Below are 24,776 nucleotides of genomic sequence, written 5' to 3' on the forward strand. Positions count from 1 at the left end.
AAGTGGGTGACTGGCTCACGCTATTCGGGAAACAGTCGTCCAGCGCTGGAACAGTTGGAAGTGGCGCCCGCCCAATCTCCCAGGTGCGGTATCCGCCTCCGTAAAAGCCCGCATTTCCCCGCCCATGGAACGGGGCAGGGCCTGACCCCTCTATAGTATCTGCAGGCAACTCGTTTCCTGCCGTAACTCTACTGTCCGCGATGAATGGGCTTCTGCACAATGAAAACGACGCTTCTTGGCGGCGCGGCTTTGGCTGCGCTGATGTTTGCCGCCCCTGCATTTGCTCAGAGCACGTCTGCCGAACAAGCCGAGCTTGTCGCGCTTCTGCGCGCGCAGGCAGCGGAGATCGCGGCCCTGCGCGCCCGGCTCGACAAGGTGGAGGCAAGCGCGCCCGCAGTCGCGGCGCATACCTCCGCGCCCGCAGCGACGCAGCAGGCGCCTGCTGCCAATCGGCTGGCGATCGCCAATGAGGAAGCGACACCCGACTCCTTCGCGCCCCAGATCGTCCCCGCGAGCATCGCCGAACAGGATGTCGCCCAGGCGCGCGCGCTGGCGCAGAACCTTGCCGGCGTGACCACCGAGTGGCGCGGCGGACTGCCGATCTTCCGCTCGGCGGACGGCAAGTACATGTTCAAGATGCGCGGCCGCATCATCAACCATGCCGGAACGACCTTCGGCTCGAAATATGGTGCCCGCAACATCACCACGACCGGCGCCCGCGCGCTGCGCATCGGCATCGAAGGCGCCGTGGGATCGCATTTCTTCTACCAGTTCGAGAATGACTTCGCCGACAACGTGTCCGACGTCGGCACGATGTTCGTGGGCTGGCGCAATACGATCGGCGACATTTCCTACGACGTCCGCTTCGGCAACATGTTCAACGACCGCAGCTTCGAAGGCTCGGGCGGTTCCGACGCCCCGCCCTTCCTGGAGCGCAACGTCGTCGCCACCGCGATCATTCCGCAGCGCGGCTTCTATGGCATCGCGCTCATGCCCCGCATCTTCTGGAAGACCGGACACGCATCGGTCACGATCAGCGGCGATTCGGTCGATGCCAGCCAGCTGGTCAGCGACAGCCGCACCGTGATGGGCCGCGCGCACTGGAACCCGGTCAAGAGCGATCGCTCGGTCCTCCATCTCGGGCTGTGGGGCTTTGACGAGAAGCTGGCGGTCGGCCCCGGCTCGCTCACCCGCAACACCGTGATCGGCGGGCGCTTCAACGGCACGCTGCGCGTCTCCACCGGCACGCTGGTCGGGGGCACCGGCACGACCGGCTATGGCATCGAAGTCGGCGGCTATACCGGCCCGTTCTGGGTCATGGGCGAGGCAGGGCGGCGCGAAGCCAGGCTCAACGCCGGGCGTCCGAATTTCGAGACCAAGGCATGGAGCCTGTCCGGCGGCTGGTTCCTGACCGGGGACCTTCCCCCCTATAATCCCCGGCTGGGCACCTTCGCGCAGCCCCGGGTCCTGCGCCCGGTGTTCGAGGGCGGGCCGGGGGCGATCGAGCTTCTCGCGCGCTACGAGAATATCGACCATTCCGGGCTCCCCACCCTTGGCGACGGCTGGGCGGCGACGGCCGGGGTCAACTGGTATCTGGACAGCGTCATCCGCCTCCAGTTCAACGTGATCCAGTGGAACACCAACAACCGGACCGGCGCCTATACCGGCAAGGACAATGGCCAGACCGTCAGCGGCGGCTTCGGCGTCACCTTCTGACGCGCGGCGGGGCTACAGGGGCGGGTCGCGAACCCGTCCCTGCGCCACCCAGACCTAAAACCCGCTCCCGTCCTTCCGCACGAAACCACCCCCCGCCGGCAGGTGCATGTCGATGTCCGGATAGTGGCACGCGCCGTTACCCGGCCCCCCCACCGCGACGAACACGCAATCGGCGTCGCTGCGGTTGACCAGCATATGGCCGTTGCCGTCCCCCTTCGGAAACGCGGCGACATCGCCGGGGCGCATCGGCGTTTCGCCGCTATCGTCGATCAGCACCGCTTCCCCCGCCAGCATCACCACGCACTCGTCTTCGCCTTCGTGCCAGTGGCGCTGTGCCGATGCCGCACCGGGCTTCAGCGTCACATGGCTGAACCCGAAATCGCAAATCCCGCTCGCGGGCGCCAGCCGACGATACCAGCGCCCCTGCACCGGCCCGGCAAATTCGGGCGGATAGCCGGTCGCATTGGTCTGCGGGATTGTATCGAGATCGAGCTTGGGCAATGCCACCTCCGCATAATGTGGAGACCATGGTGCCTGACGTCGTCGAACTTACCAAGGCGCTGATTGCCGCCGAAAGCGTCACCCCCGCGCGCGGCAGCGTGTTCGACGTGCTCGAGGCGGCTTTGGCCCCCCTAGGCTTCACGGTCGAGCGCTTCGTCGAGGGCGAGGCGCCCGACGGGCCGGTCGAGAACCTGCTCGCGGTGCGCGGGAACACCGGCCCGCATTTCGCCTTTGCCGGGCATCTCGACGTGGTCCCGCCGGGCAATGGCTGGACGAGCGGCGCGTTCGAGCCGGAGATCCGCGGCGACCTGTTGTACGGGCGCGGCGCGGTGGACATGAAGGGATCGATCGCGGCCTTCGTCGCCGCGGTGGCGCAAATGCCCGCGTCGGGGACAATCAGCCTCATCATCACCGGCGACGAGGAAGGCCCCTCGACCTATGGCACGCCCAAGCTGATCGAGCGCATGGCCGAGCGCGGCCTCAAGCCCGATCTGTGCATCGTCGGCGAACCCAGCTCGGCGCATCGGCTGGGCGACACGATCAAGATCGGGCGGCGCGGGTCGGCGGTGATCGATATCGTCGCGATCGGGCAGCAGGGCCATGTCGCCTACCCGCATCTGGCCGACAATCCCGTCCCCCGGCTGGTCCGCGCGCTGGCGGAGATCGACGGGATCGTTCTCGACGCCGGCAACGCCTGGTTCCAGCCTTCGAACATCGAGATCATCGATCTCGCGGTCGGCAATCCCGCGACCAATGTCATCCCGTCGCGCGCCGGCGCGCGGATCAGCATCCGCTTCAACGACGAACAGCGCGGCGACGACCTCGTCGCCCGCATCACGGCGATCGTCGAGCGGCATGCCCCCGGCGCACAGGTAAAGGGCCGCGTCTATGGCGAGGCGTTCCTGACCGCCCCCGGCGCGCTGTCGTCGCTGGTCTCCGACGCAGTGCAGGCCCGGCTGGGGATCACGCCCGAGCTGTCGACCACCGGCGGCACGTCCGATGCGCGCTATCTGGTGAAAATCTGCCCGGTCGTCGAATTCGGGCTGGTCAACGCGACGATGCACAAGCTCGACGAAGCGGTGGCGCTGGCCGATCTCCACGCGCTGACCGGCGTGTATGCAGACGTGCTGCGGCGGGTGTTCGCTTAACCCATCGCCCGGCGCGGCGTCACCGCGCGGGCCCAGCTCAGGAAATCCTCCTCCGCCATCGGGGTCGCGATCGCATAGCCCTGGAGGATGTCGCAGCCGATGACGCGCAGCACCGCGGCCTGTGCCTCGCTTTCGATCCCCTCGGCCACCGCCTCGCAGCCCAGGCCGTGGACCAGCGCGATCACCGCCTGCGCGATCGTGCGCGCCTCGGGCTGGTCGGCGACATGCTCGACCAGGCTGCGATCCAGCTTGACTCGGTCGACGGGCAGTTCGCGCAGCCGCGCGAGGTTCGAATAGCCGGTGCCGAAATCGTCGATCGCGATGCTGGCGCCATCGGCGCGGAGCGCGGAGATCGCCTCCAGCACGTCGGGCGAACAATGCATCGCCAGCGTCTCGGTAATCTCCAGCTCGAGCAGCGCGGCGGGCGCGCGCGCGGCATGCATCGCCTCGCGCAGCCGGCGGAAGAACCCCGCATGGTCGATCTGGCGCGGGCTGATATTGACCGCCAGCCGCTGGCGGACGCCCAGCCGTCCCCAGCGTGAGATGGTCTCCGCGACGTTGTTGACCACCCATTCGCCGATCTCGACGATCAGCCCGGTCTCCTCGGCGCGATCGATGAACGCCCCCGGCAGCTTGAGCCCGTCGGGATGCCGCCAGCGGAGCAGCGCCTCGGCCCCGACGATGCTGCCGTCGACGGCGCTCACCTGTGGCTGGAACACCAGCGCGAACTGGTCCTTGTCCACCGCCTGGCGCAGGTCGCTCTCCAGCTGCGCGCGCTCGGCGATCCGCGTCGCCAGCGCATCGGTGAAATGCTCGGCGCGACCGCGGCCCGACGCCTTGGCATGGTACATCGCGACGTCGGCGGCGCGCATCAGGTCGTGCAGCGTCGCGCCATGTTCGGGGCGCAGCGCGATGCCGATCGAGGCGCCGATCGACACTTCCTGGTCGGCCAGGTCGAACGGCTCCGACAGCGCATAAAGGATGCCGCGCCCGATCCGCTCGGCCTCGCGCGGATCGCCGATCTCGGGGAAGAACATCGTGAACTCGTCCCCCGCCAGCCGCCCGATCAGCGGCAGGCGCGCCGGCCCGATTGCGGCAAAGCGCTCCGCCACTGCCTGGAGCCGGTTCGCGACCATCCCCAGCAGCAGGTCGCCGGTGGCATGCCCCATCGTGTCGTTGACGGCCTTGAACCGGTCCAGATCGATGAAATAGAGCACCGCGAGCCCGGTCGGCGTGGCATCCGCCAGCAGCCGCTCGGCGGTGCGCCGGAAATTGGTGCGATTGGGCAGCCCGGTGACCGGATCGAACATCGCCAGCCGCTGGACATGCTCGATATTGGTGTGGAGCTGGCGAAACAGCGCGTCCATCGCCGCGGCGAGCGGGGGAACGCATTCGCGCACTTCCGCCGGGATATCGCTTTCGAGATCGCCATTGGCGGCGCGCGACAGCCGCGCGATCGCGGCGTCGATCGCCTCCGCAGTCGACGCAACGGTACGCTCGGCCGATGCCCAGCACATCACGCCGCACACGATCGCCGCGATCAATGCGCGCGCGGCCGATTCGACCGTGACTTCGCCCGGAGTCGCGGCGGCGATGGCGAGGATGAACGCCACGGCCCCCGCGCACATCGCGAAGGCGATCGCACGGCTCTTTAGCGAAATCCCTTCCACTTGCGGCCCGAACCCCCATCCCAAAATCGTGGCGCAGCTGACACGAAGGTGAAACATCGCAGCTTCGGGTTAAGATTTTCGTGGCGCGCGATCCGGTTGGCGTCGAAGGATAATATACAGCGCTCCGCTGCCGCCATGGCGAGGATGCGCGCCGCGGACCGCCGCGATTCGATCCGAATGGCGCGACGACGCCAGCCAGTCGCCCACTGCCGCGCGAATCGCGCCGCGCGCGTGCGGGCGCTCCGATTCGGCGCGCGGCGGCTTGCCCGTGACGAGCAACAGCACGCGGTCGCCCCGCCGCACTGCCTCGTCGAGCCCGCGATCGAGCCGGTCATAGGCCGAGGCGAGGTTGTGCCCGTGCAGGTCGACTGCGCTTTCCGGCGCGACGAGCCCGCGCGACAGCCGCCGGTCCCATGATCCGTCGAGCGTGTTCGCGGAGGGCTTGGGCGCGCTGGGCTTTACCTCGCGCGGCGGCGGGACGCGGCCCTTGACCTTCGCGAGCGGTGCAGGAGCCGGGGCGGGTGCAGGCAGCGGCGCTGGCGGCACTGGCGGTACGGCGCGCGGGGCGCCCGCGGTGCGGATCGGCGTAACGGTGGCGATCACGCGCTTCCACAGCGCCGCCTCGTCGGGGGCCAGCACGCGACCGCGTCCGGCGCTGCGCGGCGAATCCCCGCTCACGCGCGCCTGCGCCGGTTCACGGGGCGGACGCGACGGCCTGGAGCCGGTCGATCGCACCCTTGGGCAGCAACAGCCACGCCGTCCCGCGCGCCGACATTCCGCCCGCGGTCGCCCGCGCATTGTCGCCCGCGCCCCAGAAGGTGTCGAAGCGATTCGCCCCCTTGATCGCCCCCCCGGTATCCTGCGCCACCCACAGCCCGGTGGCGTCGGTGCGATCCATCGAGAGGAAGGCAGGCGCGCCCAGCGGCACGAATTTCGGGTCGACGGCAACACTCGCCGCCCCCGTCACCGGCAGCCCCATCGCGCCCAGCGGGCCGGGGCCGGTCAGTTCGCGGAAGAAGATGAAGCTCTTATTCTCGTGCATGATCGCGCGCCCCTCTTCGGGATGGGCACGCAGATAGGCCATGATGCCCTGCATCGATGCCTGTCCGGGGCCGAGCAGCCCGCGATCGCGCATCAGCTTGCCGATGCCGGTATAGTCGCGCCCATTCTGCCCGGCATAACCGATCCGCATCACCCCGCCATCGGGAAGCCGCAGCCGCCCCGATCCCTGGACCTGGAGGAAGAATATCTCCACCGGATCGGCGGCCCAGGCGAGGATCGGCGCGCGCTGGTCGATCGCGCCATCCTCGATCTGCGCGCGGTCGAAATAGGGGACGAAGGCCTTGCCCTCGACTCGCCCGCGAATGCGCTTGCCCTTCAGATCCTGCGAAAACAGCCCCAGATCGACTTCGATCAGGTCGCTCGGCGGCCCATAGATCGGCACCTCATAGCCCCGCCGCCGTTCACGCGCGCCATGGATTTCGGGCTCGTAATAACCGGTGGCGAACGCCTTGCCGTCGGCGATCTGCGCGGTTTCGAAGAAGCGCGCGAAGAAATCGGGGGCGGTGCGCGCGGGCCAGCTTTGCGCCGCCTGACAGCTCGGCGCCCAGTCGGCGCCCTGGGTCAGCCCGGTGGTGTCGGGGCGGCGCTGGAGTGCGGTGCAGCTCAGCTTATACGCGGCGAGCGCGCGCTCGGCGCCCGCCTGGGTGATCGGAAGCGCGTCGACCGGAGGCCCCGCGACGACGCCCGCCCCCGCGGCGGTAGCCACGCCGCTGGCAGCCGGGGGTGCCGTGATCGGGGACAAGGGCGTCGCCGGAGTCGGCTGGCGCACCGGCACCTGCGTCGCGCCCGCGGGCGGCCGGCGGAGTGTTCCGCCCCCGCTCGAGCACGCGCCCAAAACCGCGGCAAGCGCGACTACCCCCGCTGCGCGAAGCGCGACTCCCCCCAATGCGCGCATCGTTCGTCCTTTACGCTTCGTCGGTCTCGACCAGCTTCCAGTTCGGATCGTCGCTGCGCAGTTTGCGCGCGAAGGTCCAGATATCGTGCGTCTCGACCGCGTCGGTCATAGAACCGGCGACGACCACGCCGTCCTGATCGCGCGTCACCGCGGCGATATCGGCATCGAAGCGCACGGTGATCCGCGCCTGCTTGCCCTCGACCGTCACGTCCGAAATCACCGCGCGCTCGATCGCGACGAGGCGGTTGTCGAGGACATGCCCCGCCGCATTGCGCTCGGCGATGGCGGTGGCGAAGGCGTTGCGGACATCGTCCTCGGCGAGCCAGCCCAAAGTTTCCTCGTCGCCCTTCCAATAGGCTTCGAGGATCATGCGATAGGCGGACTTCGCGCCGTCGACGAACTGCGCGACGTCGAAGCTGGGATCGGCGGAGATCAGCGCGCGCAGCCCGGCCTCTGCCCCAGCCTCGACCGAACGGCTGCTGACTTCGCGCACCTCCGGCGTCACGTCGATCGTGCGCGGAATCGGGGACAGCCCGACGCGCTCGTCGGCGGGCTTGGGCAGCGGCTGCTCATGTCCGGTCCGCTTGCCGAGGACCGAATAGAGCCGGAGCGCCAGAAAACCGGCGACCATCGCAAAGAGAATGACGTAGAACACTGAGCCTCCAAAGCCTCGCCATAGCGTACATAGGGCTTCGCGTCCCGCGATTCAAATCGCGAGAAGCGTCCGCCGATTGAACTGCCGCAAAGCGCCTGCTAACCGGCCACGCGAACAACGCATGCCGCATGTGAAACTATCCGGCAAATGAGGAAGCTTTAATGGACGAGAACGAAACCGTCGGCGCACCCGCCGCGAATGGCGCCGACACCGCCCCCGCCGTGGGCGTCCTTTCGCAATATGTGAAGGACCTCTCGTTCGAAAATCCGAACGCGCCGGGAATCTATCAGGCGCAGGCTGCGCCCGCGATCGATGTCCAGTTCAACATCGGCTCGGGCCAGGTCGGCGAAGACGTGTACGAAGTCGTGCTCAAGGTCGAAGTCCATGCCCAGGCCGAGACGCAGACGGCGTTCCTCGTCGATCTGAGCTATGCCGGGCTGTTCGCGCTGCGCAACGTCCCCGCCGAGCATCTCGACGCCTTCCTGCTCGGCGAAGCGCCGCGCATCCTGTTCCCCTTCGCGCGCCGCGTGCTGGCCGATGCCGTCCGCGACGGCGGCTTCCCGCCGCTGCTGCTCGAGCCGATCGATTTCGGCGGCATCTATCTGCAGCAGCGCGAACAGGGCAATATCGAGCAGGCGGCGGGCAACGCCTGATCTTTCTCCTGCCTGACGGGATTGTCGGATGAAGCTGGCGCGCAGCCTCGGCTCGGTGGGGGGCCTTACCCTCGCCAGCCGCGTGCTCGCGCTGGTCCGCGATTCGCTCCAGGCGCGCTATGTCGGCGCGAATTTCGCGTCGGATGCGTTCCTGGTCGCGTTCCGCCTGCCCAACATGTTCCGCGCCTTTTTCGCCGAGGGCGCGTTTTCATCGGCGTTCATCCCGATGTTCAACCGCAAGCTCGCGGAGAAAAGCGGCAAGGTCGCCGCCTATGACTTTGCCGAACGCACGCTGGCGGTGCTGTTCGCGTTCCTCGCGGTGATGACCGTGGTGATGCTGGCCGCCGCCTGGCCGCTCACCCTGCTCCTGTCCGGCGGCTTCGCGCGCCAGCACCCGACGCCCGAACAATTCGGCTATGCGGTCGAGCTTTCGCGGATCACCATTCCCTATCTGATGCTGATCTGCCTCGCCTCGCTGCTGGGCGGCATTCTCAATTCGCTCGACAAATTCTGGGTCAACGCCGCCGCGCCGATCCTGCTCAACATCGCGATGGTGACCGCACTGTTCGTCTTCCACTGCACGCCGGAGGAGACCGCGCGCGCGCAGGCAATCGCCGTCCCGCTGGGCGGCGTGCTTCAGCTCGTCTGGCTGGCGCTGGCGTGCCGCGCATCGGGCGTATCGCTGCGCCTGCGCCGTCCCCGCCTCGATCCCGAGGTCAAGCGGCTGATGAAGCTCATCCTCCCCGCCGCGCTGGGCGCGGGCGCGGTACAGCTCAATCTCGTCATCTCCACGGCGCTGTCGGGCTATCTGCTCGACGCCGGTTCGATCTCGTACATTTATTACGCCGATCGGCTGAACCAGTTGCCGCTGGGGATGATCGGCATCGGCCTCGGCACGATCCTCCTCCCCACCATCTCGCGCCTGCTGGGTGCGGGGCGGGAAGCGGAAGCGATGGAGACGCAGAATCGCGGCATGGAGCTGGCGCTGTTCCTGACCTTCCCCGCGATGGTCGCGCTGATCGTCTCCGCCGAACCGATCGTGCGCGGGCTGTTCCAATATGGCCAGTTCACCCCCGAGGACACGGTGCGCTGCGCCTGGGCGCTCGCCGGCTTTTCGATCGGGCTGCCCGCCTATGTGCTCGTGAAGGTGCTGACCCCCGGCTATTATGCGCGGCAGGACACGAAGACACCGGTGCGGTTCGCGATGATCTCGGTCGCGGTCAACATCGCGGCAAACCTCATGCTGATCCCGTGGATCGGCCATATCGGCCCGCCGCTGGCGACCGCCCTGTCCTCCACGGTCAATGTCTGGCTGCTATACCGCACGCTCGTCGCCCGCGACCATTTCGTCGCCGACACGCAGCTCCGCCGCCGCCTGCCCCGCCTCGCGCTGGCGGCTTTGCTGATGGGGCTGGCGCTGTTCGCGGGCGACCGGCTGCTCGATCCGTGGCTCAACGGGCGGATCTATGAGCGCTATCTCGCGCTGGTGATGCTGGTGGGCGCGGGCTGCGCGATCTATGCGGCCGCCTGTTTCGTGACGCGCGCCTTCCTGCTGTCCGACCTCAAGGCACTGGTCCGCCGCCGCCGCGCCTAGACGCTTCCCCCGGCTCCACCGCCCCGCTACAGCCCGCGCGTTCCCGGCCCCGCATCGCGGCGGCGCCCCCGCTGCCGGAAACCCGCGACCGGTCCAACGGTCGAACGGTCAATCGGGCGCGGAGTAGATTTCATGCGCGTCATTTCCGGCATTCAAACCACCGGCAATCTCCATCTCGGCAATTATCTCGGCGCCATCAAGCAATGGGTCGCCATGCAGAACGCCATGGAGGCCGATGGTGGTGAGTGCCTGTTCTTCCTCGCCGATCTCCACGCGCTGACCGGCAACGTCACCCCCGCCGAACTCGCCACTTCGACGATCGAGATGGCCGCGACCTTGCTCGCCGCCGGGATCGACGACCGCTCGATTCTGTTCAACCAGGCGCGCGTTCCCGCCCATGCCGAGCTGTGCTGGATTCTCCAGGGCACCGCGCGGATGGGCTGGCTGAACCGCATGACCCAGTGGAAGGACAAGGCGGGCAAGAACCGCGACGGCGCCAGCGTCGGGCTGTTCACCTATCCGGTGCTCCAGGCCGCCGACATCCTCGTCTATCAGGCGACGCATGTGCCCGTGGGCGAGGACCAGAAACAGCATCTGGAGCTGACCCGCGACGTCGCCGCCAAGTTCAACACCGATTTCGGCGTCGAACTGTTCCCGCTGCCCGAGCCGCTGATCAGCAAGGCGGCGCCGCGAATCATGTCGCTGCGCGACGGTCAGGCGAAGATGTCGAAGTCCGATCCTTCGGACCTGTCGCGGATCAACCTGATCGACGACGACGCCACGATCGCCGCCAAGTTCCGCAAGGCCAAGACCGATGCCGAGCCGCTGCCCGAGTCGTTCGACGCGCTGGCGGAACGGCCCGAGGCGAAGAACCTCGTGACGATCTTCGCCGCCTTGTCGGATCGCGATCCGCAATCGGTGGTGACGGAGTTTGCCGGGCAGGGCTTCGGCGCGTTCAAGCCCGCGCTCGCCGATCTGGCGGTATCGGTCCTCGGCCCGATTCGCGAACGGCTGACGCGGCTGCTCGACGACCGCGGCCAAGTGGGCGCCCAGTTGGCCCGCGGCGCCGATCGGGCAGGCGCGATGGCGGCGCCTACGCTGCTCGCGGCGAAACGGGCGGTGGGGTTGCAGGTGTGACGGCGGGCTGACCGGTTCTCCTGCGCAGGCAGGGGAAGCACATAAGCACAGGCATCGTCATCGCCCTCACCCTTCCCACCGCCTACGGCGGCGGGCCCCTTCCCTCTCCCAACGGGAGAGGGAGGGAGCGCCGAAGGCGCGGAAGGGTGAGGGTGACGGAATCAAGCGCGCGGACGCCGGAGTCGCCCCTACCCCTCCAGCGTGCGCATCAGCGAACGCACCGCGCCGTCAATCTCGACATCCTTGGTCCGCAAATCCTCGATCCGGCGGACCGCATGGATCACCGTCGAATGGTCGCGCCCGCCGAACTTGCGCCCGATCTCGGGCAGCGAGCGCGTGGTCAGCCGCTTGGCGAGGTACATCGCGATCTGGCGCGGGCGCGCGATCGCGACCGCGCGCCGCTCGGAGATCAGGTCGAGCTGCTTGACTTCGAAATGCGCCGACACCGCGCGCTGGATTTCGTCGATCGTGATCCGGCGCTGGACGCTGCGCAGGACTTCGCCCAGCGTCACCGTCGCGAAATCGATCGTGATCGTCTCGTTCGACAGATTGGCATAGGCCACCAGCCGATTGAGCGCGCCTTCCAGCTCGCGGACGTTCGACGTGATTCGCGCCGCGAGCAGGTCGATCACCTCGTCGGGCATGTCGACCGCGGGCATGGCTGCCAGCTTGCGCACCACGATCGCACGGCGCAGCTCCAGCTCGGCGGGCTTGATGTCGGCGACGAGCCCCGACCCCAGCCGCCCGGCCAGCCGCGACTCGAACCCTTCGAGCGCCTGGGGCGCGCGATCGGCGGCGATCACCAGCCGCTTGCCCGACGACATGAACTCATTGACGGTGTGGAAGAATTCCTCCTGCGTCGCGTCCTTGCCGCCGATGAACTGCAAGTCGTCGATCATCAGCAGGTCGACCGAGCGCAGCCGCGTCTTGAAGGCATGGGTATCCTTCGCGCGCAGCGCCTGGACGAATTCGAACATGAAGCGTTCGCCCGTGACATAGATCGCCGTCGCGCCCGGATTGGCGTCGAGAAACGCATGGCCCAGCGCGTGCATCAGGTGCGTCTTGCCCTGCCCGGTCCCCGAATGGAGATAGAGCGGGCTGAACCGCGGCGTGCCGGGCTCGGCCACTGCGCGTGCGGCGTTGAACGCCACCCGGTTGGTCGAATCGACGACGAAATGCTCGAAGGTGAATCGCGGATCGAAGGTCGGGCGCTCGACGAGCGGCGCCGCGCGCGGGGCCGGGGCTGCTTCGGGCTCGGCGGTCAGCACGCGCAGCGGCTCGTCCGCCAGCGTCTCGAGCGTCACCGCCTCGACATCGGGCAGCACGCCGCGGAATTCGAGCAGCAGCCGCTCGGCATAATGGTTGCGCACCCATTGCGTCATGAACGCAGAGGGCAGCCCCAGCCGCACCGCCGTCGCGGTCGACCCTTCGACGAGCGTCACCGGCTTGAGCCACTGGTCGAACAGCCGCTGCCCCGCCGAGCGCCGCAGGTTGCCCCGCACATGCGCCCATGCCTTGCTGACTGCTTCCATCCCGATACGCTCCACCGACTGCACTTGAGTCACAACGACACACCTCTCCCCTCGCGGAAAAGCGAACTTTTCCCACGCACCCTATCGTCACGACAAATTGCCCTGCGCCGTCGGATTGGTCCCCGAACACGGCAGTTGGGCTATGTTACGCCCGACGCCGACAGCGACGGGAGGGCCGTTTTAAGAACCCATTTGCGAGTCGAGCAAGTCCAGCGGACGTAAAGAATCTGAAATAGTTTGGTTGACAGGCCGTGACTCGCGCTTTTCCGCGGGTTTTAAATTTTATCCTTATAAATCAAATAGTTAAACTGTTTGAATTGTTGCAACTTCGCGACTCGTGGTTTTCCGCGACTTGCGCAGTGTTGACGCCACCGACACCGATGGCGATCCGCGGCGCACGCGAAAAACCCCGCCGGAATGGGTCCGGCGGGGCGAATTCGGTCGGGAGGGTGCGATTAGGCGAGCGCGACGAGACGCTTGGTCAGCCGCGAGAACTTGCGCGAAGCGGTGTTCTTGTGGAGCACGCCCTTGGCGACGCCACGGGCCAGCTCGGGCTGCACTGCGGCGAGTGCGGCGGCAGCTGCCGGCTTGTCGCCGGCTTCAAGGGCCGACTCGGCCTTCTTCACGAAGGTGCGGATGCGGCTGACGCGCGCACCGTTGATCTCCGCGCGGCGGTCGTTCCGCCGGATACGCTTCTTCGCTTGAGGCGTATTCGCCATGCCGTATCGTTCCTAGCTCAAATTGGGAGGCCGCGGGAACAGCTGCCCACGTCCGGAAAGAGGCGCCCCTTAACGGCTGGCGCGATTCGGGTCAACAGTTTGCGTGTGATAGTGACTCACTTCTGGCAACGCGGGCACCAGAAGGTCGATCGCCCGGCATCGACGCGCCGCTCGACGAGCCCGCCGCACGCACAGGGCTCACCCTCGCGGCCATAGACCCGCCATTCCTTCGCGAAATAGCCCAGTTGCCCGTCGGGCCGGACATAATCGCGCAGCGTCGACCCGCCGGCCAGAATCGCCGCCTCCAGCACCTCGCGCACCGCCACGACGAGCTTCGCCAGCCGGGGCCGCGTAATCGTCCCCGCCGCACGCGTCGGCGCGATGCCCGACAGGAACAGCGCCTCGCACACATAGATATTGCCCAGCCCCGCGACGATTCGCTGGTCGAGCAGCAATGCCTTTACCGGCGCGATTCGGTCCTTGAACCGATCCGCGAGCAGCGCAGCCGTGAACTCCGGCCCCAACGGCTCGGGCCCCAAAGCGGCAAAGGCGGGCCATGCCGCCAGCGCGGCAGTCGGCACCAGATCGAGCGACCCGAACCGCCGCGCATCGTTGAGCGCCAGCCGGTGCGCGTCGGTTTCCAGCACGACATGGTCGTGCTTGCCCAGTTCCTCGGGGTCGATCCGCCACCGCCCCGACATGCCGAGGTGGAAGATCAGCGTGTCCCCGCGATCGGTATCGACCAGCCCATATTTCGCCCGCCGCCCCAGCCCCAGCACCCGCGCACCGGTCAGCCGCTGTCCCAGATCCTGCGGGAACGGCCGCCGCAAATCGCCGCGGCGCAGCGTCACGCGACGGATCACCTGCCCCTCCAGCACGGGGGCCAGCCCGCGCACGGTGGTTTCGACTTCGGGAAGCTCGGGCATGCCAACCCCCTAGCCCTGCCCGGCGCCCCCCGCTAGAGCACCGCCATGTCCGACACCGTTTCCTTCGGCTATCAAGAGGTAGCCCCGGATGAGAAGACCCGCCGCGTCGGCCAGGTCTTTTCCAATGTGGCCTCGCGCTACGACCTGATGAACGATGCCATGTCCGGCGGGCTGCATCGGCTGTGGAAGGACCTGTTCGTCCGCCGGGTGAAGCCGCGCATGGGCGAACATATCCTCGACATGGCGGGCGGCACCGGCGACATCGCGTTCCGCATGGCCCCCTCGGGCGCGGCGATCACCGTCGCCGACATCAACCCGCAAATGCTCGAAGTCGGCATGGAACGCGCCGCCAAGCGCGGGATCGACGGCCTCGTCTGGACCGAGGCGAATGCCGAGACGCTCCAGTTCCCCGATCGCTTCTTCGACGCCTATACGATCGCATTCGGCATCCGCAACGTCACCGACATTCCCAAGGCCCTGCGCGAGGCGCACCGCGTCCTGCGCCGCGGCGGGCGCTTCTTCGTGCTCGAATTCTCCACGACGGTATGGCCCGGCTTCGGCCAGGCCTATGACGCCTATTCGCACCATCTGGTGCCCAGGCTGGGCAAGCTGCTCGCGAATGACGAGGATAGTTACCGCTACCTCATCGAATCGATCCGCCGCTTCCCCGACATGCCGAAATTCGAAGGCATGATCCGCGACGCCGGCTTCGCCCAGACCAAGGTCGAGCCGCTGCTCGGCGGGCTGGTCGCGATCCATTCGGGCTGGAAGATTTGAGGATGCACCACCAGTCTTCTCCCCTCCCTGCAAGGGAGGTGGACCGCATATGGAACAGGAGCCTTCTCCCCCACTTCTCCGTCATGCTGAACTTGTTTCAGCATCCATCGCGCCACAAACAGCGGCGCGGCAAGTTGAGGGTTGGATGCTGAAACAAGTTCAGCATGACGGCGTGATAAGGCGCACGCATCCATATGCGCTTGCCCTGCCCTCCGGGGGAGGATTTTTCGCATGACCGCCCCCGCCATCCACCTGTTCCGCCTGCTGCGCTGGGGCCGCATTCTCGCACGCCACGGCGCGCTGCGCGGGATCGAGCGCGATCCCAACACCCCCGGCCCGGTCCGCCGCATCGCCCGCATCGCGCGTCTCGGCGCCCGCGTCCCCGCAGTCCCCGCCTATGCCGATGCCTTCCAGGCGATCGGCCCCGCCGCGATCAAGCTCGGCCAGACGCTCGCGACTCGCCCAGACCTGGTCGGCGAGGAGGCCGCGCACGACCTGCTCCGCCTTCAGGACGCGCTGCCGCCCCTCCCCTTCGCGGTGATCCGCCAGCGGATCGAGGCCAGCTATGGCCGCCCGCTGGAGACGGTCTTCGCCTCGATCGAGGAAGAGCCCGTCGGCGCCGCCTCGATCGCGCAGGTTCACCGCGCGGTGACCACCGATGGCCGCGATGTCGCGGTAAAGGTGCTCCGCCCCGGCATCGAGACCGAATTCGCGCGCGCGATCGAAACCTATGAATGGGCCGCGGCGCAGGTCGAGGGGATGGGCGGCGAGGCCGCGCGGCTGCGCCCCCGGCTGATCATCGAGCATTTCAAGCGCTGGACCGCGCGCGAGCTGGATTTCCGGCGCGAAGCGGCGTCGGCGTCCGAACTGGCCGAGGGCATGACCGCCGAGCCCGATTTCGTGGTGCCCCAGATCGACTGGCAACGCACCACGGGCAAGGTGCTGACGCTCGAATGGATCGACGGGATCAAGCTGTCGAACCGCACTGCGCTGCTCGCCGCGGGCCATGATACCGCCGCGCTCGCCGAAAAACTGATCCGCGCCTTTCTGCGCCAGGCGATTGCGGACGGCTTCTTCCATGCGGACATGCACCAGGGCAATTTGTTCGCGCTCGCCGATGGCCGCATCGCCGCCATCGATTTCGGCATCATGGGCCGGATCGACCGCCGCGCGCGAGTCTGGCTGGCCGAGATTCTCTACGGCCTCATCACCGGCAATTATAAGCGCGTCGCCGAAATCCATTTCGAGGCGGGATATGTCCCCGCGCACCACAATGTCGCCGAGTTCGCGACGGCATTGCGCGCGGTGGGCGAGCCGATGCGCGGGCTGCCGGTGAAGGAAATGTCGGTCGGCGGCATGCTCGACGGGCTGTTCAACATCACCCGCGATTTCGACATGCAGACCCAGCCGCATCTGCTGCTGCTGCAAAAGACGATGGTGATGGTCGAGGGCGTGGCGCGCACGCTCGATCCCGACATCAATTTGTGGGAAACCTCCGCCCCGTTCGTGCGCGAATGGATCCGCACCGAACTGGGGCCCGAGGCGGCGATCGCCGACCGGCTGATCACCGATCTGCGCACCTTCGCGCGGCTGCCCGAGCTGATCCGCAACATCGAGCTGCGCTATCCCACCCCCGGCGGCGCGCCCCCCGCCCCGCCGCTCAAGGAAATCCAGGTCGTCCGCGTCGGCGGTGGCTGGCGCTATGCACTGGTCGCGATGGTATCGGGCGCGTTCGGCGTCGCCGCTGCGGTGCTGCTGCTGTCGTGAAGCCCGCCGCCCCGCTCTGGCTGGCGGCGCCGTCGCGCTTTGCGGGGCTGTCCCGGAAGCGGGCGCGGTGGGTGCTCGCGCTCGTCGCGCTCGGGCTGCTGCTGGCGCTCACCGCACTCGCCTCGGTCGGCCCGGCCCCGGTCAGCGGCGCAGGCGCCCCCAGCCGCGACGACCAGAGCGACGTGGTCCTCTATGAATCGATCGTCGACGGCATCCGCCACGGCGGCGATTACTACACCGTCGCCGCCGGAGCCTTGCGCGCGGGCGACTATCCGCTGCGCCCCTTCGTCACCTTCCGCCTGCCCGGTCTGGCGCAAATTCAGGCGCACATGCCCGCGATTATTGTCATTATATCTTTGTATTTGCTGTCTTTTTGTGTCGTTATCGCCTGGGCGATCCGTCTGCGTGAAGCCTTGCGCGGCTGGGCACCGCTCACCATCGCGCTGGCGCTGGTCGCGGGCGGGATGATGGCCTTTGTCCAGAGCGATCTCTGGGCCTTCCACGAAATCTGGGCGGGCCTGCTGATCGCGCTGTCGCTCGCGCTGCGCCGCCCCGATCGCTGGCTGACCGCAGTGGCGATCGCGCTGATCGCGATGCTGATCCGCGAGACTGCGGCGCTCTACGCGCTGGTCATGCTGGGCATGGCGTGGCGCGACGGCGCCCGGCGCGAGGCGCTGGGATGGGCCGTCGCGCTGGCGCTGTTCGCCGCGGCGCTGGGCGCCCATGCCTTCGCGGTCATGGCCGTGACGACCCCCGCCGACCCCGCATCGCCCGGCTGGGCGGGACTGCACGGGCCGGGCTTTGCGGTGCAGGCCGTCGCGCTGTCGACCGCGGTGCGGCTGTTCCCGCTGTGGATCGCGGCGCCGCTGGTCGCGCTGTCGCTGTTCGGCTGGGCGGCGTGGCGCGATCCGCTGGGAAGCCGTGTGTGGGCAACGATCGCCACGTTCGGCGCACTCCTGGCGCTCGCCGCGCGGCCCGACACCTTCTACTGGGCGCTGATGATCGCCCCGCTTTCGCTCGTCGGGCTGGTGTTCGTCCCCGACGGACTGCGTGACCTGATGCGGCAGGCGCTCGACAAACGCCGCATAACGGTGACAAGGGTAACGCGATGAAGCGGATATTGCTGATCATCGGGGGAGGCATCGCCGCGTACAAGGCGTGCGAACTGGTCCGGGCGTGCCGCAGGGCCGGGATCGGTGTGACCTGCGTGCTCACTGAAGGCGGCCAGCATTTCGTGACCCCCATGACCCTCGCCGCGCTGTCCGAGCATCAGGTCTACACCACCCTGTGGGACCTGAAGGACGAGGCCGAGATGGGCCATATCCAGCTCAGCCGCGAGGCCGATCTCGTCGTCATCGCCCCCGCCACTGCCGATTTGCTGGCGAAGATGGCGGCGGGCCTTGCCGACGACCTCGCCACGACGCTCCTGCTCGCCACCGACAAGCCGGTGCTCGCCGCCCCCGCGATGAACGTCCGAATGTGGAGCCACGCCGCCACCTGCCGCAACGTCGCGCAGCTCCGCGCGGACGGGGTGACCGTGCTCGAACCCGACGAAGGGCCGATGGCGTGCGGCGAGTTCGGCGCGGGCCGCCTGCCCGAACCCGATGCGATACTGGCGGCGATCCAGGCCGCGCTGGGCGGCGACGGCGGACGGCTGGCCGGGCGCCATGTCCTCGTCACCGCAGGGCCGACGCATGAACCGATCGATCCGGTCCGCTACATCGCCAATCGCTCCTCGGGGAAACAGGGCTATGCCATCGCCGCCGCGCTCGCCCGGCTCGGCGCGCGGGTGACGCTGGTCTCGGGGCCGGTCGCGCTTCCCACGCCCTCCGGCGTAACCCGCGTCGATATCGAGACGGCACAGGACATGGCCAATGCCGTCGCCGCCGCGCTCCCCGCCGATGCGGCGGTAATGGTCGCCGCCGTGGGCGACTGGCGCGCCGAGACGGCCGGACAGAAGATCAAGAAGGGCGATGCCCCGCCGACGCTCGCGCTGTCCGAGAACCCCGACATCCTCGCGCTGCTCGCCCGCAGCCCGCACCGCCCCCGGCTGGTGATCGGCTTCGCGGCGGAGACCGAGCATGTCGTCGACCACGCCACCGCCAAGCGCACGCGCAAGGGCGCCGACTGGATCGTCGCCAACGACGTGTCCGGCGACGTGATGGGCGGCCCCGATAACAGCATCCACCTGATCACGGCGAACGGCGTCGAAAGCTGGGAACGGATGCCCAAGGAAGCGGTCGCCCAGCGACTGGCCGAACGGATTGCCGATGCGCTTTAGCCCCGCCCTGCTCCTGCCGCTGCTCGTCGCCGCGTGCGCCACCCCCGCGGTCGAGCGATCGCCCTTGGCCCCTGCGCTCCGCGCCGAAATCTATGGCGCGGCGCGGCCCGCGACGGTTGCGACGCTGGTCGTGGTGCTGCACGGCGATGCGGGCGCGGACCATTATCGCTTCGCCGAAGCGGCGGCGCGCGCGATCCCCGGCAGCGTCGCCGTCGCGCTGCTGCGCCCCGGCTATGCCGATGCGGCAGGGCGCACCTCGCCCGGCGAGCGCGGCGCCGGGACTGGCGACAATTACACCCCCGATCGGATCGCCGCCGTCGCCGAGACGATCGCGCGGCTCCGCCACCGCTATGACCATGCCCGCGTCGTCCTGGTCGGCGATGCCGGCGGCGCGGCGGTTGCCGCGAACCTTGCCGGGATTCGCCCGGCGCTGGTCGACGGGCTGGTGCTAGTCGGTTGCCCCTGCACGCTGCCCGAATGGCGGCGCTACATGCAGCGCCAGGCGCCGGGCCAGCCCTGGGCCGCGACGGTCGCCAGCATGGACCCGCTCAAGACCGCGGGCGGGCTGCTGCCCACGCTGCGCGCCGCCGTGCTCGTAGGCGCCGACGACAAGGTGACGCCGGTGCCCTTTTCGCGCGCCTATGCCGAGGCGCTGACGCTGCGCGGCATCGCCACCGATTATCGCATCATCCCGGGCAAGGGGCATGACCTGCTCGGCGATCCCGAAGTGCTCGCCGCCACCCAGCGGCTGGCCGCCGCGCTGCCCAAGAGGATCTGACATGCTGCCCCCGATCCGCATCGCGCTCCAGCGCCTGCCGCATGGCCAGGGGCTTCCCCTGCCCGCCTATGCGACCGCCGGTGCTGCGGGCATGGACGTCGTGGCGGCGGAGGATGCGCTGCTCGCACCGGGCGCGCGTCAGGCGATCGCGACCGGATTCGCAATGGCGATCCCCGAGGGGTTCGAGGTCCAGGTCCGTCCGCGCTCGGGGCTGGCGCTCAAGCACGGGATCACCTGCCTCAACACCCCCGGAACGATCGACAGCGACTATCGCGGCGAAGTGAAGGTGATCCTCGCCAATCTGGGCGATGCGCCTTTCCCGATCGCCCGCGGCGACCGGATCGCGCAACTCGTCCCTGCCCCGGTCCAGCGCGCGCTGCTGGAAGAAACCGACTCGCTGGACGCCACCGCGCGGGGCAGCGGCGGCTTCGGATCGACCGGCACATGATCGCCGCGCTCACCCCGGTCATCGCGATCGTCGCCCCCGCACAGGCCGCGACGATCGACTGGAACGGCCTCGCGCCGCTTCCCTATCGCGCGCCGCCGATCGTGACTGCGGAAATGCACCAGTTCGTCCAGCGCGAGACGATCGCCCGCAAATGCCCGCTGCCCGAAGGCGCGACCGGCGTGTCGGTCGACGTCGCGGTGCTGGTCGATGAGAATGGCGGCATCCGCGTGACCGTACCCCGCTCGGTCCAGTGCCCCACCGCCGAACAATATGCCGCGGCACTGGTCGCAGGCTTCGCGCGCAACAACCTGTTGCCGCGCATGGGTGCGGGCGAGCAATGGTACCGCACCACCATTACCTTCGCCTGGGCGAAATGAGCCTGAGCGACGCCGAGCTGGACCGTTACGCCCGTCACATCGTCCTGCGCGAAGTCGGTGGCGCCGGGCAGATGCGGCTGAAGGCCGGGCGCGTGCTCGTCGTCGGCGCGGGCGGGATCGGATCGCCTGCGCTCCAATATCTCGCCGCGGCGGGGGTCGGTCGCATCACGATCATCGACGACGATCATGTCGACGTCTCGAATCTCCAGCGCCAGACGCTGTTCGGCACCGGCGATGTCGGACGGGCCAAGGTCGATGCCGCCGCCGCGCGGCTCCACGCGCTCAATCCGCATGTCGAGGTGACGGCGCGGCAAGTCCGGCTCGATCCGGCGAGCGTCGCCGACTGGCTTGCCGGGCACGACGTCGTCCTCGACGGGTCGGACAATTTCGCGACGCGGCTGGCGGTCGCGGACGCGGCGCTGGTGCTGCGCATCCCGCTGGTCTCCGCCGCGGTCGCGGAGTTCGAGGGCCAGCTCGGCGTGTTTCGCGGCTGGGAGCCCGAAAAGCCCTGCTATCGCTGCTTCGTCGGCAGCGATCCCGAGCGGCCCGAGACGAGTTGCGCCGAACAGGGCGTGCTCGGCGCGCTTACCGGCATGATGGGCAGCCTCGCCGCGCTCGAGGCGATCCGCGCGCTGGCTCCGTTCGGCGACGACAGCGCGGGAACGCTGCTGCTCGTCGACGCATTGTCGCTCCGCTTCCGCACGCTGACGCTGCCCAAGGACCCCGGCTGCCCGGGCTGCGCGCCTGCTATTTCCGCTTTCCCTCTTTCGCACGGACGTTTCGAATGACTCCCCCACCCAAGCGCGTGCTGGTCACCGGCTCCGCCGGTTTCATCGGCTTCCACACGGCCAGCAAGCTGCTTCAGCGCGGCGCGACCGTGCTCGGCGTCGACAATTTCTCGGACTATTACGACGTCCGCCTCAAGGAATCGCGCAACGACATCCTGGGCAACCACCCCAATTTCTCGATCGCGCGCGTGTCGATTGAGGATTCGTCTGGGTTCGGCGACGCGTGGCGCAGCTTTCGCCCCGACGTGGTGATCCACCTCGCGGCCCAGGCGGGCGTGCGCCATTCGATCGACCATCCCGCAAGCTATATCGGCGCGAACCTGATCGGCACGTTCAACGTGCTGGAGCTGGCGCGGCACTATCCGGTCCGCCACCTGCTCGCCGCCTCGACCAGCTCGGTGTACGGCGCCAATACCGACATGCCATTCACCGAGGACCAGCGGACCCAGACTCCGCTGAGCCTCTACGCCGCGACCAAGGGCGCGACCGAGCTGATGGCGCACAGCTATGCGCATCTGTTCGGCACGCCGACGACCTTCTTCCGCTTCTTCACGGTCTATGGCCCCTGGGGCCGGCCCGACATGGCGCTGTTCAAATTCACCAAGGCGATCCTCGAGGGCGAGCCGATCGAGGTGTTCAACGGCGGCGACATGGTCCGCGACTTCACCTATGTCGACGACCTCGCCGAAGCGATCGTCCGCCTGTCCGACGCAATCCCGGGCGACCAGCCGGTCGAGAGAGACAGCCTGTCCCCCGTCGCGCCGTTCCGCACCGTCAATATCGGCGCGGGCTCGCAGACGCAGCTGATGGACTATATCGGCGAAGTCGAACGCGCGCTGGGCCAGACCGCAGTCAAGAAATACCTGCCGATGCAGCAGGGGGACATCCACGCGACCGAAGCGTCCGCCGCGTTGCTCCAGCGGCTCACCGGCTACATGCCCACAACGCCGCCCAGCGTCGGCGTACCTGCATTCGTGCGCTGGTATCTGGAACATTATCGAAGCTGAAACGGGTAATGATCAATGCCCCGTCCAACGCATTGATTCAGCATAGCCACGGGTGATCGCATGACAATCGAATGGCCTGCACACGCGCTCCGCCTCCAGGACTCCATCAAGGCGGGCTCTGCGACGATCGGCATTATCGGCATGGGCTATGTCGGCTTGCCGCTCGCAGTGGCCTTTGGCGAGGCGGGGTGCCCCGTCCTCGCCTTCGACCTCGACGATGCGAAGATCGCCGCGCTGAAAGCAGGACAGAGCTATATCAACCATATCGAGGGCGGACGCATCGCTCCGCTGGTCCGCGCCGGGACGCTCGACGCCACTGCCGACCTGGCCCGGCTGGGCGAGCCCGACGTGCTGCTGATCTGTGTCCCGACGCCGCTGTCGCGCCATCTCGAGCCCGACCTGAAATATGTCGAGGACACCACCCGCGCCATCGCCGCGACGCTGCGCACCGGCCAACTGGTGATCCTCGAATCGACGACCTATCCGGGCACCACGCGCGAAGTGATGCAGCCGATCCTGGAGGCCGGCGGACTGGCCGCGGGCCATGATTTCTTCCTCGCCTATTCGCCCGAGCGCGAAGACCCGGGCAACGCGACCTATTCGACGACGAAGATCCCCAAGGTCGTCGGCGCCGACGACCCGATCTCGACCGCGCTTTCGGTGGCGCTCTACGCGCATGTCGTGCCCCAGACGATCGCGGTGTCCTCGGCCGCCACTGCCGAGGCCGTCAAGATCACCGAAAATGTGTTCCGCGCCGTCAACATCGCGCTGGTCAACGAGCTGAAGCTGATCTTCACGGCGATGGACATCGATGTGTGGGAAGTGATCGACGCGGCGAAGTCGAAGCCCTTCGGCTTCATGCCCTTCTATCCCGGCCCCGGGCTGGGCGGGCATTGCATCCCGATCGACCCCTTCTACCTCACCTGGAAGGCACGCGAGTTCAACCAGCATACGCGCTTCATCGAACTGGCCGGACAGATCAACGCGGACATGCCCCAGCACGTCGTCCGCGTGATGGCCGACACGCTCGATGCGCGTTTCGGGCGTGGGCTGCGCGGCGCGCGCATCCTCGTGCTGGGGGTGGCGTACAAGAAGAATGTCGACGACATCCGCGAGAGCCCGTCGCTGCGCCTGATGGAGATGATCGAGGCGCGCGGCGCGACCGCGGACTTCCACGACCCGCACGTCGCGCAGATCAACAACACCCGCGAACATCCGACGCTCAACTTCCGCCACGGCGTTACGTGGGACCTAACGGCGATCGCGGACTATGATGCAGTCCTGATCGCCACCGACCATGACGGCGTCGATTATGCCGGGCTGGTCGCGTCGGCCAAGCTGGTGATCGACACCCGCAACGCCTGCGCGCGAGCAGGCGTTGCGGGGGAGAACATCATGCGCGCCTGAAGGTTCAGTCCAGCGTCGCCATGAAGCTGCGCACGGCAGGCGCGATGTCGGGGCGCTGGAGCGCGACCGCGAGATTCGCCTGGATGAAGCCCGCCTTGTCGCCGCAATCGAAGCGCGTGCCCTGGAAGGTCACACCGTGGAACGCCTGGCCGCCGATCATCCGCGCCATCGCGTCGGTGAGCTGGATCTCGCCACCGGCGCCCTTTTCCTGGCCCTCCAGCACGCGCATCACTTCGGGCTGGAGGATGTAGCGCCCGATGACCGACAGGTTCGACGGCGCGGTGCCCGGCGCGGGCTTCTCGACCAATCCCTTCACCTCGGTCAGCGTGCCATCCTGGGCACCCGGCGTGATGATGCCGTAGCGATGCGTCTGGTCGTCGGGGACGATCTCGGCGCAGATCAGGTTGCCGCCGACCTTGTTATAGGCCTCGACCATCTGCTTGAGGCAGCCCGGCTTGCCGAGCATGAAGTCGTCCGCCAGCAGCACGGCGAACGGCTCGTCGCCGACGATCTCGCGCGCGCACCATACCGCATGGCCGAGGCCCATCGGCTCCTGCTGCCGCACATAGGCGACCGCGCCCGGCTTCAGCCGCGTCGCGTCGAGCACCTCAAGCGACTTGCCGCGGCTCGTCATCGTGTTCTCGAGTTCATAGGCGATGTCGAAATGGTCCTCGATCGCGGATTTGCCGCGTCCGGTGACGAAAATCATCTGCTCGATCCCGGCTTCCAGCGCCTCGTCGACGGCATATTGGATCAGCGGCCGATCCACGATCGGCAGCATCTCTTTCGGCATCGCCTTGGTCGCAGGGAGAAATCGCGTCCCCAGCCCGCCGACGGGAAACACGGCCTTGCGCAGCGGCTTGATCGTCATTGTTGGTTCACCCCGTTTGTAGTCGAACGCCGATACCGAGCCGCGCCGCGTTGCGCAATCGGGTCGA

24 protein-coding genes are annotated in these 24,776 nt (G+C 68.0%); 15 read left to right on the forward strand and 9 right to left on the reverse strand.

Annotated elements, in window-relative coordinates:
* Positions 1-219: 219 nt before the first annotated feature.
* A complete protein-coding gene (locus TS85_RS13495) occupies positions 220-1,716 on the forward strand; it encodes an OprO/OprP family phosphate-selective porin (protein ID WP_044332832.1) in 1,497 nt (498 codons plus the stop codon).
* A 54-nt stretch (positions 1,717-1,770) separates the two neighbouring features.
* Here the strand turns inward: TS85_RS13495 and TS85_RS13500 are convergent, their stop codons facing one another.
* Positions 1,771-2,217, reverse strand: coding sequence for a cupin domain-containing protein (locus TS85_RS13500; protein WP_044332834.1), 447 nt, complete (start codon positions 2,215-2,217; stop codon positions 1,771-1,773).
* 26 nt (positions 2,218-2,243) lie between these two features.
* On the opposite strand from TS85_RS13500, the gene dapE reads away from it, so the two are divergent.
* Positions 2,244-3,365, forward strand: a complete 1,122-nt coding sequence (dapE, locus tag TS85_RS13505) for a succinyl-diaminopimelate desuccinylase (RefSeq protein ID WP_044332835.1) — start codon at positions 2,244-2,246, stop codon at positions 3,363-3,365.
* On the opposite strand, the gene TS85_RS13510 is transcribed toward dapE, so the two are convergent.
* From TS85_RS13510 to TS85_RS13525, 4 genes are all read right to left on the reverse strand, one after another.
* Positions 3,362-5,035: a putative bifunctional diguanylate cyclase/phosphodiesterase gene (locus tag TS85_RS13510; protein WP_044336273.1), complete on the reverse strand. Its 1,674-nt coding sequence runs from the start codon at positions 5,033-5,035 to the stop codon at positions 3,362-3,364. The two genes, dapE and TS85_RS13510, sit on opposite strands and share 4 nt — an antisense overlap.
* A 69-nt stretch (positions 5,036-5,104) precedes the next feature.
* Positions 5,105-5,635, reverse strand: coding sequence for a Smr/MutS family protein (locus TS85_RS13515; RefSeq protein WP_044336275.1), 531 nt, complete (start codon positions 5,633-5,635; stop codon positions 5,105-5,107).
* 94 nt (positions 5,636-5,729) lie between these two features.
* Complete coding sequence (gene mltA / locus TS85_RS13520; protein WP_077228612.1) at positions 5,730-6,992, reverse strand: murein transglycosylase A; 1,263 nt, start codon at positions 6,990-6,992, stop codon at positions 5,730-5,732.
* 10 nt (positions 6,993-7,002) lie between these two features.
* Positions 7,003-7,647 (reverse strand): Tim44/TimA family putative adaptor protein, encoded by a 645-nt coding sequence (locus tag TS85_RS13525; RefSeq protein ID WP_155006417.1) that lies wholly within the window; start codon positions 7,645-7,647, stop codon positions 7,003-7,005.
* A 161-nt stretch (positions 7,648-7,808) separates the two neighbouring features.
* Here TS85_RS13525 and secB point away from each other — a divergent pair, with 161 nt between their 5' ends.
* The 3 genes from secB to trpS all read left to right on the forward strand — a co-directional run bounded on the left by secB (position 7,809) and on the right by trpS (position 11,031).
* Entirely contained in the window at positions 7,809-8,300 is a 492-nt protein-coding gene (secB, locus tag TS85_RS13530; RefSeq protein WP_044332838.1) for a protein-export chaperone SecB, read from the forward strand.
* Positions 8,301-8,328: 28 nt separating this feature from the next.
* Positions 8,329-9,894 carry a murein biosynthesis integral membrane protein MurJ gene (gene murJ / locus TS85_RS13535; protein ID WP_044332839.1) on the forward strand — a complete coding sequence of 522 codons (1,566 nt, stop codon included), beginning with the start codon at positions 8,329-8,331 and terminating at the stop codon, positions 9,892-9,894.
* A gap of 132 nt (positions 9,895-10,026) precedes the next feature.
* Positions 10,027-11,031 carry a tryptophan--tRNA ligase gene (gene trpS / locus TS85_RS13540; RefSeq protein ID WP_044332840.1) on the forward strand — a complete coding sequence of 335 codons (1,005 nt, stop codon included), beginning with the start codon at positions 10,027-10,029 and terminating at the stop codon, positions 11,029-11,031.
* Positions 11,032-11,219: 188 nt separating this feature from the next.
* On the opposite strand, the gene dnaA is transcribed toward trpS, so the two are convergent.
* The 3 genes from dnaA to mutM form a co-directional block, all read right to left on the reverse strand.
* Positions 11,220-12,563 (reverse strand): chromosomal replication initiator protein DnaA, encoded by a 1,344-nt coding sequence (gene dnaA / locus TS85_RS13545; protein ID WP_044336279.1) that lies wholly within the window; start codon positions 12,561-12,563, stop codon positions 11,220-11,222.
* 455 nt (positions 12,564-13,018) lie between these two features.
* On the reverse strand, positions 13,019-13,282 hold the full coding sequence (gene rpsT / locus TS85_RS13550) for a 30S ribosomal protein S20 (protein ID WP_044332841.1): 264 nt from the start codon (positions 13,280-13,282) through the stop codon (positions 13,019-13,021).
* Positions 13,283-13,398: 116 nt separating this feature from the next.
* Positions 13,399-14,208 carry a bifunctional DNA-formamidopyrimidine glycosylase/DNA-(apurinic or apyrimidinic site) lyase gene (gene mutM, locus TS85_RS13555; RefSeq protein ID WP_044332842.1) on the reverse strand — a complete coding sequence of 270 codons (810 nt, stop codon included), beginning with the start codon at positions 14,206-14,208 and terminating at the stop codon, positions 13,399-13,401.
* A gap of 45 nt (positions 14,209-14,253) precedes the next feature.
* Here mutM and TS85_RS13560 point away from each other — a divergent pair, with 45 nt between their 5' ends.
* From TS85_RS13560 to TS85_RS13605, 10 genes are all read left to right on the forward strand, one after another.
* Positions 14,254-14,985, forward strand: a complete 732-nt coding sequence (locus TS85_RS13560; RefSeq protein WP_044332844.1) for a class I SAM-dependent methyltransferase — start codon at positions 14,254-14,256, stop codon at positions 14,983-14,985.
* 231 nt (positions 14,986-15,216) lie between these two features.
* Complete coding sequence (gene ubiB / locus TS85_RS13565) at positions 15,217-16,752, forward strand: 2-polyprenylphenol 6-hydroxylase (protein ID WP_044332846.1); 1,536 nt, start codon at positions 15,217-15,219, stop codon at positions 16,750-16,752.
* Positions 16,749-17,864, forward strand: a complete 1,116-nt coding sequence (locus TS85_RS13570) for a hypothetical protein (RefSeq protein WP_044332847.1) — start codon at positions 16,749-16,751, stop codon at positions 17,862-17,864. Before ubiB ends, TS85_RS13570 begins: the two co-directional genes overlap by 4 nt.
* Positions 17,861-19,033, forward strand: coding sequence for a bifunctional phosphopantothenoylcysteine decarboxylase/phosphopantothenate--cysteine ligase CoaBC (coaBC, locus tag TS85_RS13575; RefSeq protein WP_044332848.1), 1,173 nt, complete (start codon positions 17,861-17,863; stop codon positions 19,031-19,033). The genes TS85_RS13570 and coaBC overlap by 4 nt, the downstream gene beginning before the upstream one ends.
* Positions 19,023-19,811, forward strand: a complete 789-nt coding sequence (locus tag TS85_RS13580; RefSeq protein ID WP_227698487.1) for an alpha/beta fold hydrolase — start codon at positions 19,023-19,025, stop codon at positions 19,809-19,811. The genes coaBC and TS85_RS13580 overlap by 11 nt, the downstream gene beginning before the upstream one ends.
* A gap of 1 nt (position 19,812) precedes the next feature.
* On the forward strand, positions 19,813-20,259 hold the full coding sequence (dut, locus tag TS85_RS13585; protein ID WP_044332849.1) for a dUTP diphosphatase: 447 nt from the start codon (positions 19,813-19,815) through the stop codon (positions 20,257-20,259).
* Entirely contained in the window at positions 20,256-20,636 is a 381-nt protein-coding gene (locus tag TS85_RS13590; protein ID WP_044332850.1) for a hypothetical protein, read from the forward strand. Before dut ends, TS85_RS13590 begins: the two co-directional genes overlap by 4 nt.
* Positions 20,633-21,424: a HesA/MoeB/ThiF family protein gene (locus tag TS85_RS13595; RefSeq protein WP_044332851.1), complete on the forward strand. Its 792-nt coding sequence runs from the start codon at positions 20,633-20,635 to the stop codon at positions 21,422-21,424. Before TS85_RS13590 ends, TS85_RS13595 begins: the two co-directional genes overlap by 4 nt.
* Positions 21,421-22,431, forward strand: a complete 1,011-nt coding sequence (locus TS85_RS13600; protein ID WP_044332852.1) for an NAD-dependent epimerase/dehydratase family protein — start codon at positions 21,421-21,423, stop codon at positions 22,429-22,431. The genes TS85_RS13595 and TS85_RS13600 overlap by 4 nt, the downstream gene beginning before the upstream one ends.
* 60 nt (positions 22,432-22,491) lie before the next feature.
* Positions 22,492-23,838 carry a nucleotide sugar dehydrogenase gene (locus TS85_RS13605; protein ID WP_044332853.1) on the forward strand — a complete coding sequence of 449 codons (1,347 nt, stop codon included), beginning with the start codon at positions 22,492-22,494 and terminating at the stop codon, positions 23,836-23,838.
* A gap of 4 nt (positions 23,839-23,842) precedes the next feature.
* Here TS85_RS13605 and galU read toward each other — a convergent pair whose 3' ends face one another.
* Positions 23,843-24,709: a UTP--glucose-1-phosphate uridylyltransferase GalU gene (gene galU, locus TS85_RS13610; RefSeq protein ID WP_044332855.1), complete on the reverse strand. Its 867-nt coding sequence runs from the start codon at positions 24,707-24,709 to the stop codon at positions 23,843-23,845.
* Between the last annotated feature and the right edge of the window lie 67 nt (positions 24,710-24,776).

The sequence above is a fragment of the Sphingomonas hengshuiensis genome (assembly GCF_000935025.1).
Taxonomy (GTDB): Bacteria; Pseudomonadota; Alphaproteobacteria; order Sphingomonadales; family Sphingomonadaceae; genus Sphingomonas; species Sphingomonas hengshuiensis.